This is a genomic window from Streptomyces longhuiensis (assembly GCF_020616555.1).
GTDB lineage: Bacteria > Actinomycetota > Actinomycetes > Streptomycetales > Streptomycetaceae > Streptomyces > Streptomyces longhuiensis.
Genome location: NZ_CP085173.1, coordinates 1,521,507 through 1,536,660, shown reverse-complemented (window position 1 = coordinate 1,536,660; position 15,154 = coordinate 1,521,507). Strand labels below are relative to the sequence as shown.

15 protein-coding genes are annotated in these 15,154 nt (G+C 71.4%); 11 read left to right on the top strand and 4 right to left on the bottom strand.

All coding sequences use genetic code 11. The annotated features are described in order from the left end of the window. The first annotated feature begins 235 nt into the window (after positions 1 to 235). From LGI35_RS07360 to LGI35_RS07340, 5 genes are all read left to right on the top strand, one after another. On the top strand, positions 236 to 1,453 hold the full coding sequence (locus LGI35_RS07360; RefSeq protein ID WP_264484669.1) for an MFS transporter: 1,218 nt from the start codon (positions 236 to 238) through the stop codon (positions 1,451 to 1,453). Continuing rightward, positions 1,450 to 2,604, top strand: a complete 1,155-nt coding sequence (locus tag LGI35_RS07355) for a maleate cis-trans isomerase family protein (protein ID WP_227293090.1) — start codon at positions 1,450 to 1,452, stop codon at positions 2,602 to 2,604. Before LGI35_RS07360 ends, LGI35_RS07355 begins: the two co-directional genes overlap by 4 nt. Before the next feature lie 16 nt (positions 2,605 to 2,620). After that, a complete protein-coding gene (locus LGI35_RS07350) occupies positions 2,621 to 3,523 on the top strand; it encodes a polysaccharide deacetylase family protein (protein ID WP_227293089.1) in 903 nt (300 codons plus the stop codon). An 89-nt stretch (positions 3,524 to 3,612) separates the two neighbouring features. Next, positions 3,613 to 4,302, top strand: a complete 690-nt coding sequence (locus LGI35_RS07345; RefSeq protein ID WP_227293088.1) for an alpha/beta fold hydrolase — start codon at positions 3,613 to 3,615, stop codon at positions 4,300 to 4,302. A gap of 130 nt (positions 4,303 to 4,432) precedes the next feature. After that, entirely contained in the window at positions 4,433 to 5,077 is a 645-nt protein-coding gene (locus LGI35_RS07340; protein WP_227293087.1) for a GOLPH3/VPS74 family protein, read from the top strand. Positions 5,078 to 5,121: 44 nt separating this feature from the next. On the opposite strand, the gene LGI35_RS07335 is transcribed toward LGI35_RS07340, so the two are convergent. Continuing rightward, on the bottom strand, positions 5,122 to 5,916 hold the full coding sequence (locus LGI35_RS07335) for a GntR family transcriptional regulator (RefSeq protein ID WP_227293086.1): 795 nt from the start codon (positions 5,914 to 5,916) through the stop codon (positions 5,122 to 5,124). Positions 5,917 to 6,053: 137 nt separating this feature from the next. Here LGI35_RS07335 and LGI35_RS07330 point away from each other — a divergent pair, with 137 nt between their 5' ends. Genes LGI35_RS07330 through add form a run of 3 tightly spaced genes read left to right on the top strand, consistent with a single transcriptional unit; the run spans position 6,054 to position 9,493 of the window. Next, positions 6,054 to 7,481 (top strand): MFS transporter, encoded by a 1,428-nt coding sequence (locus tag LGI35_RS07330; RefSeq protein WP_227293085.1) that lies wholly within the window; start codon positions 6,054 to 6,056, stop codon positions 7,479 to 7,481. 51 nt (positions 7,482 to 7,532) lie between these two features. Further along, on the top strand, positions 7,533 to 8,492 hold the full coding sequence (locus LGI35_RS07325) for a nucleoside hydrolase (protein ID WP_227293084.1): 960 nt from the start codon (positions 7,533 to 7,535) through the stop codon (positions 8,490 to 8,492). A gap of 17 nt (positions 8,493 to 8,509) precedes the next feature. Beyond that, a complete protein-coding gene (add, locus tag LGI35_RS07320; RefSeq protein ID WP_227293083.1) occupies positions 8,510 to 9,493 on the top strand; it encodes an adenosine deaminase in 984 nt (327 codons plus the stop codon). Positions 9,494 to 9,508: 15 nt separating this feature from the next. Here add and LGI35_RS07315 read toward each other — a convergent pair whose 3' ends face one another. Then, a complete protein-coding gene (locus LGI35_RS07315; protein WP_227300228.1) occupies positions 9,509 to 10,591 on the bottom strand; it encodes an NAD(P)/FAD-dependent oxidoreductase in 1,083 nt (360 codons plus the stop codon). 144 nt (positions 10,592 to 10,735) lie between these two features. Here LGI35_RS07315 and LGI35_RS07310 point away from each other — a divergent pair, with 144 nt between their 5' ends. Further along, on the top strand, positions 10,736 to 11,329 hold the full coding sequence (locus tag LGI35_RS07310; protein WP_227293082.1) for a helix-turn-helix domain-containing protein: 594 nt from the start codon (positions 10,736 to 10,738) through the stop codon (positions 11,327 to 11,329). Between the two features lie 4 nt (positions 11,330 to 11,333). Here the strand turns inward: LGI35_RS07310 and LGI35_RS07305 are convergent, their stop codons facing one another. Beyond that, positions 11,334 to 11,867 (bottom strand): GNAT family N-acetyltransferase, encoded by a 534-nt coding sequence (locus LGI35_RS07305; RefSeq protein WP_227293081.1) that lies wholly within the window; start codon positions 11,865 to 11,867, stop codon positions 11,334 to 11,336. 189 nt (positions 11,868 to 12,056) lie between these two features. Between LGI35_RS07305 and LGI35_RS07300 the strand changes: the two genes are divergently transcribed. Both LGI35_RS07300 and hemC read left to right on the top strand, forming a co-directional pair. Beyond that, positions 12,057 to 12,812, top strand: coding sequence for a hypothetical protein (locus tag LGI35_RS07300; RefSeq protein WP_227293080.1), 756 nt, complete (start codon positions 12,057 to 12,059; stop codon positions 12,810 to 12,812). A gap of 45 nt (positions 12,813 to 12,857) precedes the next feature. Further along, the gene (hemC, locus tag LGI35_RS07295; RefSeq protein WP_227293079.1) at positions 12,858 to 13,793 is read left to right on the top strand and encodes a hydroxymethylbilane synthase; all 936 of its coding nucleotides are present in this window, start codon (positions 12,858 to 12,860) and stop codon (positions 13,791 to 13,793) included. A gap of 121 nt (positions 13,794 to 13,914) precedes the next feature. Here hemC and LGI35_RS07290 read toward each other — a convergent pair whose 3' ends face one another. Next, positions 13,915 to 15,066, bottom strand: coding sequence for a serine hydrolase domain-containing protein (locus tag LGI35_RS07290; RefSeq protein ID WP_227293078.1), 1,152 nt, complete (start codon positions 15,064 to 15,066; stop codon positions 13,915 to 13,917). Between the last annotated feature and the right edge of the window lie 88 nt (positions 15,067 to 15,154).

Sequence of the window (15,154 nt, the reverse complement as noted above, 5' to 3'; positions counted from 1 at the left end):
TACGGTATACCAAACGCTTGACGAGGCCCTGGGGTTCCCTTCATTGTTTGGTATGCCATAGCGCGGAAGTTGCACGTCAGCACGTACCCGAAGTCTGCCGAATCGAGGGTCCGCCATGTCGCAGGTCAACCCCGTACACAGCACAGATGAAAGAACCGGGGCCGACGCGGGGCCCGCCCCCGCAGCCCGGCCCACACGCACCCGTTGGAAAGTCTTCGTCCTTCTCCTGGCCGTCGTGGCCCTCAACTACATCGACCGCGGCTCCGTCTCCGTGGCGCTGCCGCTCATCACCGAGGACCTCCACCTCTCCAAGGAGGTCACCGGCTTCGTCCTCAGCGCGTTCTTCTGGACGTACGCCCTGATGCAGATCCCCAGCGGCTGGCTCATCGACCGCTTCGGGCCCCGCTACATGGCCGGCGGCGCCTGCGTCGGCTGGGGCGTCGCCACGGGACTCACCGGCGCGGCCACCGGCGTCGGCTCCCTCCTCGGGTTCCGCCTGCTCCTCGGCGCGGTGGAGGCGCCGGTCATGCCCGCCGGCGGCAAACTCAACGCCAACTGGCTGCCCGCGAAGGAACGCGGCCGCGGCGCCGTACTCATGGACGGCGGCGCACCGCTCGGCTCCGCACTCGGCGGCATCGCCATCTCCGGACTCATCGCCTGGACCGGCAGCTGGCGCATCAGCTTCGTCGTCGCCGGTGTCCTCACCGCGGCCATCGGCTTCTTCGCCCTGTGGTTCCTGCGCGACACCCCGCGCGCCCATCGCCGCGTCAACGCGGCGGAGGCCGACTACATCGACCGCGCCCACGCCGCCGAGGACGCCGCCGCCGGCACCGACCGGCGCGCCCGTCTCGGCGCCTACCTCAAGTACCGCTCGTTCTGGGGCATGTGCCTGGGCTGGATGGGCTTCAACGGCGTCTTCTACGGCATCCTCACCTGGGGCCCGCTCTACCTCTCGGAGACCAAGGGCTTCGACATCAAGACCATCGGCTGGTCCACCCTCGCCATCTTCGGCGCGGGCTTCGTGGGCGAGCTGACCGGCGGCTGGATCTCCGACCGCTGGCAGGCCACCGGCGCCGGAGCCAACCGCGTGATGCGCACCCTGATGGGCATCGCCGGCGCCGCCGTCGTCGCCGGGCTCCTCGGCGTCGTCCTCGTCCCCGACGCCCTGACCGCGGTCGCGCTGCTCGCCGTCGTGCTCTTCTTCCTGCGCTGGGCCGGCCTCTACTGGTCCCTGCCCTCGATCCTCGGCGGGCGGGCCAACGCGGGCGTCGTCGGCGCCGCCATGAACCTCTCCGGCAACATCGCCGGAATCGTCACGCCCATCGCCGTCGGATTCATCGTCGGCGGCACCGGCTCCTACACCTGGGCGCTGCTCTACTTCGTCGGCGCCGGCGTCCTGTTCACCGTCTCGTCCCTCGTCATCGACTACTCCAGGAGGCTCGCCACCCGATGACCAGTCACACACCGCCCCGCCTCGGGATGCTCACACCGTCGTCCAACACCGCACTGGAGCCGGAGACCTACGCCCTCCTGCACGGCACGAACGCCGCGACCGCCCACTTCGCGCGCGTTCCGGTCACCCGGATCGCCCTGGACGGGGACAGCGACGCCCAGTTCGACCCCGGCCCGATGCTGGCCGCGGCCCGCCAGTTGGCCGACGCCAAGGTCGACGTCATCGCGTGGAACGGCACCTCGGGTTCATGGCTCGGTATCGAACGCGACCGCGCACTCGCCGCCGCGATCACCGCCGAGACCGGCATCCCCGCCACCACCTCCACGCTCGCCCTCCTCGACGCCTGCGCCGCGTACGGCGTCACCCGCCTCGGGCTCGCGCTGCCCTACACCCGGGACGTGTGCGACCGGATCGTCGACACCTACGCGAAAGAGGGGATCACCTGCTCCCTCGCGGAGCCGTTCGGCGAGGACGACAACGAGGCCTTCGCCCGGATCCCCGCCGCCGACGTCGCCCGCCGGATCGAGCAGGCCGCCGAGGGCGACACGCACGCGGTGGCCGTCGTCTGCACGAACGTGCACGGCGCGTCGGAGGCAGAGCGCCTCGAACAGGCCCTTCACATACCGGTGTTGGACTCGGTCACCGTCACCCTCTGGAAGGCCCTCGACCTCGCGGGCGCCGCGCCCCGCCTCACCGGCCACGGCGACCTGCTCCGCTCGGGCGGCCTGCGGGCCCTGATCCAGGACACCCTCACCGGCCTCCTCGCCGCGACCGGCGCCGACCGCACCACGTTCCGTGTCGACCTGCCCGAGCTCGGCCTGCACGTCGACCTCACCGCCGGAGAGGCGCTGCGCCCCGGCGTCCGCCCGATCCGCCGCGACGCGTCGCTCGATCAGCGCAACCTGAACACCGTCGTGTGGCTCGAACAGCGACGGAAGCCCCTGATCCAGCCCCACTTCCACGTGGAACCGCACCCGCCGCAGGCCCTCGTCGACGTCTACGGGGTGCAGGCCCAGATGCTCGCCCCCGTAGAGACCGGCGGAGCCATGACCGGATGGATCTCCGTCCACAGCATGGCCGAACGCGACTGGACACCCACCGACACCGCCGCGCTCGACGACGCCGTCGCCCGTATCCGTACCGCCCTGTGAGCTAGGAGCCGCCCCCATGAAGGACATCAAGATCGCCCTCGGAGTCGACGTCGACGCCGTCGCCGGCTGGCTCGGCAGCTACGGCGGCGAGGACTCCCCGAACGACATCCAGCGCGGCGTCTTCGCCGGCGAGATCGGCACCCCCCGCCTGCTCAAGCTGTTCGAACGCCACGGCATCCGCACGTCATGGTTCATCCCCGGCCACTCGATCGAGACGTTCCCCGAGCAGACCCGCATGGTCGTCGAGGCGGGCCATGAGATCGGCGCGCACGGCTACAGCCACGAGAACCCCATCGCGATGTCTCCCCAGCAGGAGGAGGACGTCCTCGCGAAGTCCGTCGAACTGATCGAACAGTTCACCGGCCGCAGGCCCAAGGGCTACGTCGCCCCCTGGTGGGAGATGTCCGAGTCCACCGCCGCACTGCTCCACAAGTACGGCTTCTCCTACGACCACTCCCAGAACTACCGGGACTTCACCCCCTTCTACGCCCGCGTCGGCGACTCGTGGACGAAGATCGACTACTCCGGCGAGGCGAAGGACTGGATGAAGCCCCTCATCCACGGTCACGAGGTCGACCTCGTCGAGTTCTGCGGCAACTGGTACGTGGACGACCTCCCGCCCATGATGTTCAACAAGCACTCCCACAACAGCCACGGCTACGTGTCCCCGCGCGCGCTCGAACAGGACTGGAAGGACCAGTTCGACTGGGTCCACCGCGAGCTCGACTACGCGGTCGTCCCCGTGACCCTGCACCCGGACGTCTCCGGCCGCCCCCAGGTGCTGCTGATGCTGGAGCGCTTCATCGAGTACGTCTCGGCGCACGAGGGCGTCTCCTTCTGCACCCTGGAGGACGCGGCCGACGACTTCCGCCGTCGCTTCCCGTTCGAGTCCGAGGAGCGGCCCGTCGACATGCGGTGAGTTCCGCGGGGACCGACAGTCAGAGAGAGGACGGTCGTCACGGCGACGGTCACACAGAAGACGGACGGTCCCATCGTGGAGGGTGCGCCATGACCACGTACGTGTTGATCCCCGGAGCCGGCGGCTCGGCCTGGTACTGGCACGGGGTCAGTGAGGAACTGAGCCTCCGGGGGCGGGACGTCGTCTCCGTGGACCTTCCCGGGGACGATGCCCGGGCTGGTCTTCCGGAGTACGTGGACACGGTCGTCGACGCGGTCGGTGACCGGACCGACCTGGTGGTCGTGGGGCAGTCGCTGGGCGGGTTCACCGCACCGCTGGTCTGCCCGCGCCTGCCCGTGTCGCTCCTCGTACTGGTCAACGGGATGATCCCGCGGCCCGGCGAGACACCGGGGGAGTGGTGGGCCAACACGGGTCAGGAGGCCGCCCGCCGCGCGAACGACGTGCGCGAGGGACGCGACCCCGACGCGGAGACAGACCTGGAGACGTACTTCCTGCACGATCTGTCGCAGGCACAGATCGACGCGTCGGCGGAGCACGACCAGGACGAGTCCGAGGCGGTCTTCGCCACACCGTTCAGCCTCGACGTGTGGCCGGCGGTGGAGACCCGGGTGGTGACCGGCCGTGACGACCGCTTCTTCCCGGCCGACTTCCAGCGCCGGGTGGCGGAGGACCGGCTCGGCATCATTCCGGACGAGGTGCCAGGCGGGCATCTGGCGGCGCTGAGTCACCCGATGGAGCTCGCCGACCTGCTGGAGGCCTACGTCAAGGAGAGCGCCTGACGTCCGGCGACCCCGGTGGCGCGACTCATCCGTCAGGACGAGCGCGCCCGGCCCACTCATCCGTGGTGCCCAGCGCCGTTCCCCCGCTGGGAGGATCACTCCCGGCCACGGGGGTCGTAGCGTCGATGTCATGACGCAGACCCTGTACGGCCGGATCTACCTGACGGCCTACGACACCCCCGCCCACGACCTCTACGACCGTACGAGGACCGGATTCCTGCTGCGGGCCGCCGTCCTGGCCGAACTGGCGATCCGGGGGAACCTCGTCGCCTCCGACGGCGATGTGTCCGTCGCGACGCCGGGACCGACCGGGGACCCGGTCCTCGACCTGACGCTCGACCATGTCGCGCGCGACCGGCGCGGCTGGAAGTCCTGGATCAGGCACGACCGCAAGGAGACGCTGCACGCGGTCGAGGACCGGCTCGTCGCCCAGGGGGTCATCGCCGTCGAGGAGAAGAGGTCCTTCGGCCGGTCCCGGCGCGAGGTGACGGTGCGGGACGCGTCCGCCGTCACCTCGCTCCAGGCCACGGCGGCCGGGCTCCTGCACGGCACCGAGCCCGCCGCGCGGATCGCGCCCGCCGACGCCGCGCTGGTGGCCCTGGCCGCCGTCGGCGGCATCCGGTCGGTCGTCTCCCGCGCGGACGCCCACGCCCGCAAGGAACGCATCGAGGAACTGACAGGGCGCCTCGACGCCGTGGCCCCCGGCCTGGGCAAGGCGATCGGTGGCCTCGGCATGACGATGGTGGCCGCGCAGGGTGGGATGGGCGGCGGCTGACCCGTCACGCCGGGCGGCCCACGGAGCGCGGCCCGTCGGGCGTCCTACGACTGCGGCGGCTGGTTGATCGAGAGCCGTTCCCCGGCGCGGACGATGTACTTCGCGAGATAGGCCGCCCGGCCGCCGTGCTGGGCGGTCTGGGTGAGGATCAGCAGCGGGGCGGAGGGGGCCAGGGACAGCAGGCGTCCGCGGGTGGCCCCCGCGACGCCCGCCGTCATCGCGCACTCGCCCGGGCCGAAGACGGGGCCCAGCACGTCCGTCATGACGGCGAAGAGGGTGCGGCCCGGATCCTGCGGGTCCCGCAGGCGCTCGGCGAGCAAGGGGCTGATGTCGCGCAGGTCGCGTCCGGCCGGGATGTGTTCCTGGACGAGCGCCACCGGCTCGCCGTCGCGCGTGAGGCGGGTCTCCCAGAACCACGTGTTGGCATCGGGGTCCAGCTTGAGACCGCCCGCCACGAAGTCCGTCGCGTGCTGGATGGTCGCCTGAAGGTTCTCCACACCGACCGTCTGGCCCTGGGAGGCGAGCACCTCTTCGAAGGGCCGCAGCCGTTCGAGGCCCGCGCGGGGCAACTCGGGTGCCACGAAACGGCCGACACCGCGCCGCGTGTGGATGAGCCCGTCCTCCTCCAGGAGCATCAGGGCCTCCCTGACGACCGTACGGCTGACGCCGAGGCGGGTGCCGAGGTCGCTCTCCTTCGGCAGGAGCGAGCCGAGCGGGAAGACCTGCGCGCGGATGCCGGCGGCGAGGCGTGAGTAGACCGCCACCCGTCGCGGCTGCCCGAGGGGAACCGTCAGGGGCTGATCGAAGAAGTCGCCGAAGTTGTCGACGGTCGCGACCACTGCACCTCACTAGGCCGTGCTGGCTGGATGGGGCACCAGCGTAGCCCCAGAAATACGGCTCTGGACGCATGTCGGACCGAGAGGTATAACATCACACATCAACCGGACGGCGACGCTACGAAATCAAGGTGTCCAGCATGGTTACTCACGGTGTGCAGAACAGAGAGAGCGCCGGCCCCGCGGCCGCGTCCGACGCGCCGCCCCTGCGCGGCGCGCGGGTCGTGGGCCTGGTCGCCACACTGCTGCTCGGTGTGATCTCGTTCCAGCTCAACGCGAGCATGGTCACGCCCGCCCTGCCCGACATGGCCGAGCGGCTCGGCGGCAGCGTGGACGGCATAGCCCAGGTGTCCTCGCTGTTCTTCCTGGCCGGCGCCATCGGCGGTGTCGTCCTCAGCCGGATCAGCGACTTCGTGGGACGGCGCAAGGTCCTCGTCGCGGTGCTCGCCGTGACGGCCGTCGGCACCCTGATCTGCTTCCTGGCGCCCAACCTGCCGGTCCTGCTCATCGGCCGGGTCCTCCAGGGCGCGTCGAGTGCCGCCTTCCAGATCGCGTACGTGATCCTCAACGAACGCCTGAGCGCGAAGGTCTTCGGCACCGCACTCGGAGTCCTCACCGCCATCAACGGCGGTGTCGGCGGTGTCGACGGATTCTTCGGCGGCGCACTCTCCGACCGCTACGGGTTCCGCGCGATCTTCGCCGTCATCCTCGTGGTGGGTGTCCTCGCGGCCGTGTGCGTCGCGGTGTTCATCCCCAAGGACCGGCCGTCGGTCACCGCGGGCCGCATGGACTGGTGGGGCGCGGGCGCACTGTCCGTCGCGCTGTACTGCGTCACGTACTTCGTCTCGCACGGCTCGTCCGACGGATGGACGAGCCCGAGCACCCTCGGCTACCTCGCCGGAACCCTTGTCTCCGCCCTCGCCTTCGGCCTCGTCGAGCGCGGCCGGGCCACCCCGCTGGTCTCCCTGACCCACCTCAAGTCCCGCCGCATGTGGCCCCTCGTCACGACGACGGTGCTCGTCCTGTCCGGCGTCTTCGCCGTCATCAACTTCACCGTCGTCGTCATCAGCCAGAACCCCGACACCGGCTTCGGCCTCTCCGCGACCGACTCCGCGCTGCTCTTCCTCACCCCGGCCGCGCTCATCGGCCTCGGGGCCGCGCCGATGGCCGGGTGGCTCGCGGGCAAGCGGGGCTGGCTCACCACGCTGCGCGCCGGCCTCGTCCTGAGCGTCGTGGCCCTCTGCGCCGTCGCGGCCTTCCCGCTCGACAAGTGGCTCGTCCTCGCGGCGGTCGCGTTCCTCGGCATCACGTACAACGGCCTGGTCCTCACGACGCTCAACGGTCTCGGTGTCCTCCTCTCCCCGAAGGACGCGCCCGCGGCGCTCCCCGGGCTGAACGGCGCCGCGTTCGGCATCGGCGCGGGCCTCGGCATCGGCATCGTCGCCCCGTACGCGGCCCGCGCCACGGCCGGCGGCTACGCCACCGCCCTGTGGATCTCGGTCGCCATCACCGTGCTCGCCCTCGGGACCAGCCTGTTCATCGCGGCGCCCCGCACCGACCACCCCTGACGTCCTCACCCCGCCGAACTCCCCACGTACACAAGAAAGTCGAGAACCCCCATGAACAACGCACCGCAGCCGCTCTACTTCGACTGCGACACCGGCATCGACGACTCGATGGCCCTCGCCTATCTCCTGGCCTCGCCCGAGATCTCCCTCGTCGGCATCGGCACGGTCAGCGGCAACGTCGACTCGACGCAGGCCGCCCGCAACACCCTCGCGCTCCTCGAACTGGCGGGACGGCCCGAGATACCCGTCGCCGTCGGCGAGCACGACCCGCTCGCCGGCACCTTCCCCGGCGGCGTCCCCCACATCCACGGCGTGAACGGCATCGGCGACATCGAGGTGGCCGACGCCCAGGCCGCCCCCGAGGCCGAGAGCGGCCCCGAGATGATCGTCCGCCTCGCCCACGCCCACGGCGGCCGCCTGCGGCTCCTGACCACCGGCCCCCTCACCAACATCGCGGCCGCCCTCAAGCTCGACCCCGAACTCCCCTCGCTGGTCCAGGACATCACCGTCATGGGCGGCGCCGGACTCGTCTCCGGGAACGTCACGCCCGTCGCCGAGGCGAACATCTACAACGACCCCGAGGCGGCCAACGCCGTCCTCGCCGCGCCGTGGGACATCACCCTCGTCCCCCTCGACGTGACCCTCTCGCACACCCTCGAGGAGTCGCACCGCACGCAACTGCTGGAGTCGGAACGCCCCCTGGCGCGCGCACTCGGCGAGATGCTCGATCTCTACTTCGCCTTCTACGTCCAGACGTTCGGCCGCCCGTGCTGCGCCGCGCACGACCCGCTGGCCGCCGCCGTCGCCACCGGCGGAGTCGCGGCGAGCCTCGCCCCCCGCGTGCACGTGACGGTGGACGACACCGACGGCCCCGGCCGCGGTCAGACCATCTGCGACCTGCGCGGCGCCCACCAGGGCTTCCCGGACCAGCCCGGCGCCCGCTGCCGCGTCGTCCTCGCCACGGACACCGACGTGGCGGCCCATCTGACCGAGCGCATGCTCGCGCTCTGATCACGACGGGGTACACCATGCTGATCAACCTGCACACCCACCTGGAGGGGCGGGTCCGCCCGTCCACCGCGGCCGAACTCGCCGGGCGCGCCGGCCTCGTGGAACCCGAGCAGGGCTGGGAGACGGCCATCCGGCTCGACGGCCCCGCCGACCTCACCGTCTACCTCGCCAAGGTGGCGGCGACGTACCCCTTCTTCGACACCGGCGAGACTCTGGCCCGTATCACCCGCGAGGCCGTCGAGGACGCGGCGGCCGACGGCCAGGACTATCTGGAACTGCGCTTCGGGCCCGCCACCCACGTCCGGCCCGGCTTCGGCCTCGACGACGTGATCGCGGCCGCCTGCCAGGGGCTGCACGAGGGCGTCGCCGCCACCGGGATGCCCGCCGGTATCGTCGTCGCGGCCCTGCGCCACCACGGGGCAGAGCTCAACGAGGACGTGGCCCGCGGCGCGGCCCGCCGGGCCGGCGACGGTGTCGTCGGCCTCGACCTGGCCGGGGACGAGGCGCTCCACCCCGACGTACGCGCCCACGCGGGGGCGTTCGCCCTCGCGGGCGCGGCCGGTCTCGGGCTGACCTGCCACGCCGCCGAGGCGGGCCCGGCCTCCGCCGCGCGGGAGGCGGTCGAGCAACTCGGCGTCACCCGCATCGGTCACGGAACTCACATCGCGGACGACGCCGAGACGATGGCGTGGGCCGCGGACACCGGCCTCACCGTCGAGGTCTGTCCCACCTCCAACTGGTACACCGGAGCGACGAGTTCACTCCACGACCACCCCGCGCCCCGCTTCCGCCGTGCCGGTGTGCGCGTCGTCCTCGGCGACGACAACCCCATGCAGACCCGCTCGCTCCTGAGCGACGAGTACCGGCTCCTCGCGCGTGACCTCGGCTTCGACGCACCCGCGCTCGAGGCCCTCGACCTGGCGGCTGTCGAGGCCGGATTCATGGACGACGGGACGCGCGCCGCACTGCGCCGACGTGCCTCCTCAAGTCGTGCGGCCTGAGGAGGCCTCCCCGCGTCACAGGCCGTGACGCCGGCTGCCGAGAACCCGCTCGGACACCCGGCGTTCGGCCTCCGGGGAGAAGCCGGAGACGTCTGAGACATCGGAGACGTCCGAGGCATCGGAGAAGTCGGCGCGCCGCGCCTCGACGGCGGCCCGGGTCTCCGCCGCCATCAGATCCGCGTTGATGGCCGCGGCCGCGCGCAGCCCCGCGGCGGCCGAGCCGATGACCTGCTCGGTGAGCTCGGTGACGTTGCCCGCCGCCCACACGCCCGGCACCGCCGTCTGACCGGTGGGACCGGCGGGGATGCGCGTGCCGATCACCATGCCGTTCATCTCCTGCTCGGAGGCATCGAGTCCCAAGGAGCCGAGGAAGCCGGCGCGCGCGGTGAACCGGGGCGCGACCACCAGCGCCTGGACCGGCACGAGCGTCCCGCGCTCCAGGCGCGCCCCGGCCAGCCGGCCGTTCTCGCTCTCCAGCGCGCTCACCGTTCCGTCGACCACGCTGATGCCGCGGGCGGCGAGCTGCTCGTATTTCTCGTCGGACGGCTCGGGCGCCGTGTGCAGGAGGAGGGTGACGCTCTTGGTCCACTGCCGCCACATCAGGGCCTGGTGCACCGCGGCCGGTCCCGTTCCGAGGACGCCGACCGCCTGGTCGCGGACCTCCCAGCCGTGGCAGTACGGGCAGTGCAGGACGTCCGAGCCCCACAGTCCCGCCAAGCCGGGCACCTCCGGCAGCTCGTCCACCAGGCCCGTCGTGACCAGCAGGCGGGCGGCCCGCACCTCGCCGCCGTCGTCGAGGACGACCCGGAATCCGTCGCCGTCGCGCTCGGCCGTGACGACGCGGCCCGCCACGATCTCCCCGCCGTACCGGAGCATCTCCCCGCGGCCGGTGGCAAGCAGCTCGCCGGGGGGTGTGCCCTCGTGGCCCAGGTAGTTGTGCACGCCGTCGGCCGGGGCGTTGCGCGGCTCGCCCGCGTCGATCACGAGGACCGAGCGGCGTGCCCGGCCCAGGGTCAGGGCCCCGCTCAGCCCGGCGGCTCCACCGCCGATCACCACGACGTCGTAGCGCCGCTCGTCCTGCGAAGGGTGAACGCTCATCGTCGTCTCCATCTGCTGCCTCGTCCGCCGGCCGGCCTGCTCGTTCAGGTGATTACTCATGGGGATTGCCTCCATTCGTCACCGAGACTGCGCCGACCCCGCCCCGATTGACAAAGTTCTTTGCCGTAAGAGCAAAATCGAGGCATGAGCGAAGACGAGTTCACCCCGGTCCTGGCCGGCGTGGGGCCGCGACTGCGCGCCCTGCGGCACGAGCGCGGGACGACCCTGGCCCAGCTGAGCGAGGAGACCGGGATCTCGCTGAGCACCCTCTCGCGCCTGGAGTCAGGGCAGCGCAAGCCCACGCTGGAACTGCTGCTGCCGCTGGCCAAGGCCCACCACGTGGCGCTCGACGAGCTGGTCGGTGCTCCCGACACGGGCGACCCCCGGATCCACCCGCGCCCCATCACCCGCCACGGCCACACCTTCATCCCGCTGACCCGGCACCTCGGCGGCCTGCACGCCTACAAACAGATCATGCCGGTGCGCGAACTCGGCGAGGGCGTGCGCCCCGAACAGAAGACGCACGAGGGCTACGAGTGGCTCTACGTGCTCACCGGCCGCCTGCATCTGGCTCTCGGTGAGCACGACCTCGTCCTGACGGCAGGCGAGGCCGCCGAATTCGACACGCGCACCCCGCACGGCTTCGCCAACGCCGGGACGTACCCCGTCGAGTTCCTCTCCCTGTTCGGCCCCCAGGGGGAACGGCTTCACGTGCGGGCGCGGCCCAGCGAGGGATGAGTTCCTACGCGGGCTTCGCGTCGTCGGCGCCGAACCGGGCGTAGTACACCAACACCGGGCGCAGGCCGCGGCGTTCGTAGAGGCGCTGCGCCCCGGTGTTCGCGGCCAGTGTGCCGATGAGCAGGTCGGCGACGCCCATGCGGTCCAGTTCGGCGTCGACCAGGTCGAGCAGGAGCGTGCCGATGCCGTGGCCGCGCTCGGCGGGAAGGACGGACAGCGTCTGGAGCTCGGCGATGCGGGTGCCGGTCACCCAGGTGTCGTCGGGGCCTTCCTCGATCTGTACGAAGGCGTAGCCGACGGGCTGTCCGTCCCGTTCGGCGAGCAGGACGAACGAGCCCTCGTCGAGGATCCAGCGCCGGTAGCAGTCGCGGCGCAGCTCCCAGGAACTCCCGTCGGGGAAGTAGGTGAACCCGGGCTGGACGGACTGGTGATGGGCGTGCAGGGCGAGCCACAGGGGCGCGAGGCGGTCGATGAACTCGCCCGCTCCCTTGCGGACCGTGATGTCGCCGTCGGTGTGCCGGGCCTGGCTCGTGTCCACGGACTTCTCGCCTCTCGTGTGCCGGTGCGGGGCGGACGGGCGCGCCCTTTTCGATGTGAGCGGTTACTACCCGTCAGATCGCCGCCGCCATAGTAAAAGACAGAAACATTCCGAGCCCTCTTGCGAGTGGGTAGCAAACGCTTACATGCTGTCGCGCAGCCCGCACACCACCGAGTACGAGGAGAGACGATGAAGCCGCTACGTCTGGCCACAGCCGCCGGAGCCGCCGTACTGCTCACGCTGGGTGCGGCGGGGGAGAGTTGGGCCTCGACGCCCACCGTCCGCTGGACGACGGGCGCACCGACGCCCGTCACCGAGCTGACCCTGCCCATGTCGTTCGAGTCGGCGCCCGACGCGTCCGGCATCTATTTCGCGTACTACACCACCCTGGAGAGCGGGACCCGCCCGTACGCGGGCTTCCAGCCCAAGCCGGCCGTCAACGGAAAGCCCACCCTCCAGGCCATCTTCAGTTCCTTCAACGCCAACGCCACCACCACGGACAGCCACTGCACATACGGCGCCGACGGAGGCGCGGGCGTCAGCTGCGCCGTCCAGTTCCCCTACACGAAGGGCACGATGTACGCCGTCGAGCTCTCGCGGGTCAGCGACGACGGCACGACGCAGCTGATGAACGGTGAGGTCGTCAACACCGAGACCGGCGCCGACGTCGCGCACATCGGCAGCTTCAGGCTCCCGGTGGCGTCCGGCCGGTTCAAGGCCGCCGACCAGGGGTTCATCGAGCCGTACCTGACGGCGGGCTGCTCGCAGCAGGTCACCGTCACCTACGGAAAGCCCGTGGGGACGGAGGGAGGCGACACGTACACGGGAAGCCTCCCGACCGTCACCGATCCCGCGTCCGGCAGCTGCCTGAGCAGCACGTCGACCGACACGGCGGCCGGACGCCAGGTCACGGTGACGGGTGACAACTTCACGCCCGCCGGCTGAACACGTCACGCGGGCGGGGCGGACATGACCCCCTATCCTGGGGCCATGTCCGCCCCTGAACTGATCCGTATCGTCTCCCGCGACTCGCCCATGGCGCTGGCCCAGGTGGAGCGCGTACGCGCCGAACTGGCCGCCCTGCACCCGGAGATCCGCACCACGGTCGTCCCCGTCAAGACGACCGGCGACAAGTGGATGGGCGACCTGTCCCTGGTCGAGGGGAAGGGGGCGTTCACCAAGGAGGTCGACGCCGCGCTGCTCGCCGGTGAGGCCGACCTCGCGGTGCACTGCGTCAAGGACGTGCCCGCCGACCGCCCCCTGCCCGCCGGAACGGTGTTCGCCGCGTTCCTCAAGCGGGACGACATCAGGGACGCCCTCATCCACCCGGACGGCCTGACGCTCGATCAACTCCCGCCCGGCACGCGGATCGGCACCTCGTCCGTGCGCCGCATCGCCCAGCTCGCCGCCGCGTACCCGCACCTGGAGTGCGTACCGATGCGCGGCAACGCGAACAGGCGCCTGGACAAGCTCGCGGCGGGCGACGCCGACGCGCTCCTCCTTGCCGCCGCCGGCCTCGAACGCATCGGCCGTACGGATGTGATCACGGAGATCCTGTCGGCCGAGGTCATGTGCCCGCCGATCGGCGCCGGGATCCTGGCTCTCCAGTGCCGTGAGGGCGACACCGATCTGATCGACACGATCTCGGCGCTCGGTGACCCCGACGCCCATCGCGAGGCGAGCGCGGAGCGCATGTTCCTCCACGTGCTCCAGGGGCACTGCAACAGCCCCATCGCCGGGTTCGCCAGGGCGGAGCGCAGCGGTGATCTGTCGCTGCGGGCCTGCGTGTTCACCCCCGACGGCAAGACCGTGCTCAACGCGCACGAGTGGGCCGGCCCCCTCGACCCCGCCACCCTCGGCACGTCGGTCGCCGTGGCCCTGCTGCGTCAGGGAGCGCGTGAGCTGATCGACTCGATCGCGCACTGAACACCCGGCCCGTCACTGCCCGGCGAGCCACTCGCCGTACCACGCGAGGGTGTGGTCGAGGGTCTCGCCGAGCGGTGTGGGGCGCGTGCCGAAGGTCGCCCCGAAGGCGGCCGCCCGACGGTCAGGCGGTCTCGGCGGCCGTGTACCGCCAGAAGTCGCGCATCAGCGCGGGCGGGGTCGGGCCGGTCATCTCCACCTGCGTGAGCAGGATGCCGACCGCGCCCGTGGACGGCGTGAGGTGCGCCGAGGTCCCCGTGCCGCCGACCCAGCCGTAGCGGCCCATGACGTTCCACGGATCGACGGGTGCCACGTCGACCGAGCCGCCGAAGCCCCAGCCCTGGCCCTCCGTGAACAGGCCGCTGGCTTCGCGCTGGGCAGTCGTCAGATGATCCGTCGTCATCTGCCGTACCGCGTCGGACGACAGGAGCCGCCGCCCGCCCGCGACCCCCTTCGCGAGCAGCATCCTGGCGAAGGCGTACCAGTCGTCGGCGGTCGAGACGAGCCCGCCCGCGCCGGACGGGAACTCGGGCAGGCTGCTCCACTGTCCGTCCGGCGCGTCCGCCGGTTCGAGGCCGCCCTCCTTGCGCGGGCGGTAGGACGTGGTGAACCGGTCCAGCTTGCCCGCCGGTACCTCGAATCCGGTGTCGGTCATCCCGAGCGGCTCGAAGACGCGCTCGGCGAGGAAGTCCGGCAGGGTGCTCCCCGACACCCGGGAGATCAGCACCCCCTGGATGTCGGAACACGTGTTGTACAGCCACGTCTCACCCGGCTGGTCGAGCAGCGGGATACGGGCCAGATGCTCCATCCACTCGTCGGGCGGCGCGACGAGCTGGGGGGAGAGGCCGCTCTTCTGGAGCCCGAACAGTGCCTGGACCGCCGGCAGCGAGAAGTCGGACGGGAAGCCCCACCCCGCGCGGAACGTCAGCAGATCGGACACCGTGATCGGCCGGGCCACGGGGACCACGTCGTCGACCGGAGCGTCCGGCGTGCGGACCACGACCGGTTTCGCGATCTCGGGCAGCCACCGGTCGACCGGGTCGTCCAGCGCGATCCGTCCCTCGTCGACCAGCATCATCACCGCGGCGGCCGTGAGGGGCTTGGTGATCGAGGCGATCCGGAAGATCGAGTCCCGGGCCATCGGGGAGCCGCCGCCGAGGGCGGCCGTGCCGGCCGTCTCCACCTCGACCCGGTCACCACGGGCCACCAGCGCCACCGCCCCCGGCAGCGAACCGTCACGGACGTGCGGCGCGAAAATGTCCTGCAAGCTGGTCATCGATCCACCTTCTCGAGTGTGGTGTCGAAGGGGAGACTCCCCACGCGGCGCGGAATCATCGGCCGGGGCGCCGCCGACGCACCCGAAA